5 protein-coding genes are annotated in these 3,851 nt (G+C 25.0%); 4 read left to right on the top strand and 1 reads right to left on the bottom strand.

Translation table 11 applies throughout. The features are described 5' to 3' along the window. Positions 1–176: 176 nt before the first annotated feature. The 3 genes from ACERKK_RS12005 to ACERKK_RS11995 are packed head-to-tail and all read left to right on the top strand — an operon-like array spanning position 177 to position 2,526. The gene (locus ACERKK_RS12005) at positions 177–1,931 is read left to right on the top strand and encodes a Na/Pi cotransporter family protein (RefSeq protein ID WP_373773315.1); all 1,755 of its coding nucleotides are present in this window, start codon (positions 177–179) and stop codon (positions 1,929–1,931) included. Then, the gene (locus ACERKK_RS12000; RefSeq protein ID WP_373773314.1) at positions 1,928–2,143 is read left to right on the top strand and encodes a hypothetical protein; all 216 of its coding nucleotides are present in this window, start codon (positions 1,928–1,930) and stop codon (positions 2,141–2,143) included. Before ACERKK_RS12005 ends, ACERKK_RS12000 begins: the two co-directional genes overlap by 4 nt. 20 nt (positions 2,144–2,163) lie before the next feature. After that, the gene (locus ACERKK_RS11995) at positions 2,164–2,526 is read left to right on the top strand and encodes a sirohydrochlorin chelatase (RefSeq protein WP_373773313.1); all 363 of its coding nucleotides are present in this window, start codon (positions 2,164–2,166) and stop codon (positions 2,524–2,526) included. Positions 2,527–2,596: 70 nt separating this feature from the next. On the opposite strand, the gene rraA is transcribed toward ACERKK_RS11995, so the two are convergent. Beyond that, positions 2,597–3,079, bottom strand: a complete 483-nt coding sequence (gene rraA, locus ACERKK_RS11990; RefSeq protein WP_373773312.1) for a ribonuclease E activity regulator RraA — start codon at positions 3,077–3,079, stop codon at positions 2,597–2,599. Positions 3,080–3,268: 189 nt separating this feature from the next. On the opposite strand from rraA, the gene ACERKK_RS11985 reads away from it, so the two are divergent. Then, complete coding sequence (locus ACERKK_RS11985; protein ID WP_373773311.1) at positions 3,269–3,736, top strand: DUF2721 domain-containing protein; 468 nt, start codon at positions 3,269–3,271, stop codon at positions 3,734–3,736. Positions 3,737–3,851 lie beyond the last annotated feature (115 nt).

The following is a 3,851-nucleotide window of genomic DNA, read 5'->3' as shown; positions in this document are numbered from 1 at the left end:
ATTATAAAAAGAGAACATATAAAAGAGATTGATGTTCCATTTTTTGAAAAATACTGGCATGTATTACAAACAATACAAGGGGAACTCAGTTCTTTAAAAAACTCTATAACTACAAATTTAAAAGTAATAAATAATGAAAAAGAGTTTACTGCAAAATTATTTATTGAGGGTGCGTAATGTTAAAAAAAGTATTATATCCTTTAGTTTTATTAGCATTAGCTTATATTCTATTTTCAAGTAATGATGCAAAGATAATTATTTCAGGTATTGCTATTTTCTTAATTGGAATGGTTTTTATGGAAGATGGTTTTAAACTTTTTTCTGGTGGAATATTGGAAAAAGTACTTGAAAATAGTACTAATAGTGTTCCGAAAGCTATTGGAACAGGGTTTTTAGCTACTTCAATTATCCAAAGTTCTTCTTTAATTTCTATTATAATTATTTCATTTTTAAGTGCTGAACTAATATCTTTAGCAGGTGCAATTGGTGTTGTATTTGGCTCTAATATTGGAACAACTACAACAGCATGGATTGTATCAACTTTTGGGGTAAAAATAAAAATATCTGCTTATGCTATGCCTATGATTATTTTTGGTGTAGTATTTAGGTTTTCAAAGAATAAATCTTATCAAGGTATAGGAAATGTATTTGTTGGTTTAGGTTTTGTATTCCTTGGGATTTCATATATGAAAGATGGTTTTGAAACGTTAAAAGATGGATTAGATTTAGCACAATTTGCAATGGAAGGTTATTTAGGTGCTTTAGTTTATATATTACTTGGAGCAGTTGCTACTGTTGTTATTCAATCAAGTAGTGCAACAATGGCCTTAATTATTACAGCACTTGCAACGAATCAGATTTTATATATAAATGCACTCGAACTTGCAATTGGTGCAAATATTGGTACAACAGTAACAGCAGTAATTGGAGCATTAGCTTCAAATGCCAATGGAAAAAGACTAGCTGTTGCTCACTTCATTTTTAATATGATTACAGGTTTTATTGCTATTGTATTCCTTTATCAATTAGCTGACCTTGTAACATTTTTAGCTTCTAAAATAGGAATTGGTTCAGAAGATTATGCAATGAAACTAGCACTATTTCATACTATATTTAATATAATTGGAGTACTTGTAGTTTCACCTTTTACAAAATATTTAGTTAAGTTTTTAGAAGGCTTGTTTCTTGAAAAGAATACTTCTGAATTAAAAGCTAAGTATCTTGATGATGTTGTAATTGCAGTACCTGATGTTGCAATAACAGCAGTTAAAAAAGAGACAATTCATTTATATGAAAATGCAGTTGAAGTTATTTCTCATGCACTATTTTTACATAGACATAAATTCTTAGGTACAAGTGATATTAGTGAAGTTGTAAAGAGCTCAAAATTAAATATACAAACTGATGTAAATGAGTTTTATTCAAATAAAATCAAATTATTATATGGAGATATAATCCATTTCTCAACTTTATCACAAGAAAATATGGATAATAGCCAAAAAGATAAAATATATGATTTAAAACTTGCTTCAAGAAATATTGTTGAAGCTATTAAAGATATTAGAGAATTACAAAAAAATATTTTTATTTATCTAAAATCAAAAAACACTAGTATTCATGATGAATACAATAACCTTAGAATAAATATAGCAAATACTATAAAAACGATTAATGAGTTAAAAGACGTAGGTGATGATATTGATGTTTTATCTAACTTAGAGCTATTAAAAGAAAATATTAATCAATTAGATAATATTAGAAATGATAGAATTGATGATTTAATAAGAAAAAATTTAATTGATTCAAAAATGGCTACATCATTAATAAATGATAGTTCTTATGCTTATAATATTTCGAAAAAACTAATAGAGTCTGCAAGTATTCTTTGGATAGAAGATAAAGACATTCAAATTTTAGGAGAAGAAAAATGAAAGTAGAGAAGTTATTTCAAGAAATAGAAAATTTTTTTAATATCCCTGATGAAAATAAAACTAGAATGGCAAAACAAGAAGAATTAAAAAGTTTAATTAAAAAAAAGATAAAAAAGTTGAGTCAAACAATTGAAGATTGTGATGATCAAAAAGTTAAATCAAAAATCAAAAAGAAAAAAAAGATTTTAAAAAAGATTTTAAAAAAAATATAAGATATATAGAAAGGGTTTTTTTGAAAGCATTAATATTAATAGCACATGGAAGTAAAAAACAAGAATCAAATGATGAATTTATTTCATTAGTTGAAAACTTAGAAAAAGAAGGTTTATCATCATACGATGAAATAAAAGCAGTATTTTTAGAAATAGCTAAACCAGATATGAGTACAGTTGTTGAAGAGCTTATAAATAAAAAAATAACAGAGATTACAGTTTATCCATATTTTTTAAATTCAGGTAAGCATGTTATTTTTGATATACCAAGTCAAATTGAAAATGAAAAGGGTAAATATCCAAATATAAAATTTAATTTATTAAGTCATTTTGGATCATCTTCAAAAATTATAGATATTATAAAAAGTGATGTACAAGACTAGTTAAGTTCCAATAATCATAAATATTTTTTGGAGGCAGTAAAAAATATTTATGAAAATTTGGAATAGAATACTAAATAAGTTTCTCTTTAGTAATAATAACACCATCGTTATCAGCATAAATATAATCACCTTGATTAAATGTTAAACCTTCAAAATTTAACTCTTCTCCTCTTGATGATTGAGTTTTTTCAAAATTTCTTAAAGGACATGTTCCAATTGCAAATAATCCTACATTGATATTTTTAGTTTCATCAGTATCTCTTACATAACCATTTAGAATAATTGCTTGCCAGTTATTTTTTGCAGCAAATGCCATTAATCTATCTCCAACAACTCCAAAAAATTCTTGTGAATTATCAACAACAACAATTTTCCCTTCACCGTTTTCATCTCTTAACATTTCTAATAATCGCCAATTACTTTTATCAAGTTTAATTGTTTCAATTTGTCCATAAAATCTTTTTAATCCACCGTAGTTTTTAAAAATTGGTGATAATACTTGTATTTTTTTATCTTGATTTTCGTCGCATAAATCAGCAGTATGTATATTCATTTCTCTTCCTTTTAAAACATATTCACAATAATACACAAAAAAAATGTATTAAAAGTGTAATATTAAAAAAATATTAAAAAAAAAGATTAATTTAAGAAAATAAGGTTGTAAAATCATAAAAATATCATTTATATTTGATATGTTACAATAACAAATTATACATTTTGTAAATTATTAAAAGGATTATCTATGGATTTAGCACTAACAACTCCAGCACTACTTTTTCCAGCTATTTCACTATTACTTTTAGCTTATACAAGTAGGTTTTTAGCCACAGCTCAGCTAATAAGAGGTTTAAGTGCAAATGCAAGAGAAGGAAAAGTTCCTAAAGCATCACTTCAAATTAAAAATCTAAAAAAAAGAGTCGATTTAATTAAGCTAATGCAATTAATGGGTGTTTTGTCACTATTATTTTGTACATTTTCTATGTTTTTACTTTTTGTTGAATATAGATATTTTGGAAATATTATTTTTGGAATAAGTTTAGTTTTAATGTGTGCTTCTTTAATTACAGCATTAATAGAAATTTCAATTTCAACAAATGCAATTGAAGCTGAATTAGATGGAATTAAAAAATATTCAAAAGAATATAAAAGAACAAATACAAAAAAGAATAAATTAGATAAAATAGAAGAAAAAGAGGATTCTATAGATTGAAGATAAAAGAGTTTACAAATGAAAGTATGCATAAGATTATTGAATATTTTCAAGAAGAGTTAAAAACAAATGATTTAGTTTGCATAGAAGTATTAAACCCAGATATTTGCATAAA

It is taken from the genome of Poseidonibacter sp., assembly GCF_041821165.1.
GTDB lineage: Bacteria > Campylobacterota > Campylobacteria > Campylobacterales > Arcobacteraceae > Poseidonibacter.
Note: the sequence above shows the minus strand (reverse complement) of the source record. Positions and strands in the feature narration are given on the sequence as shown.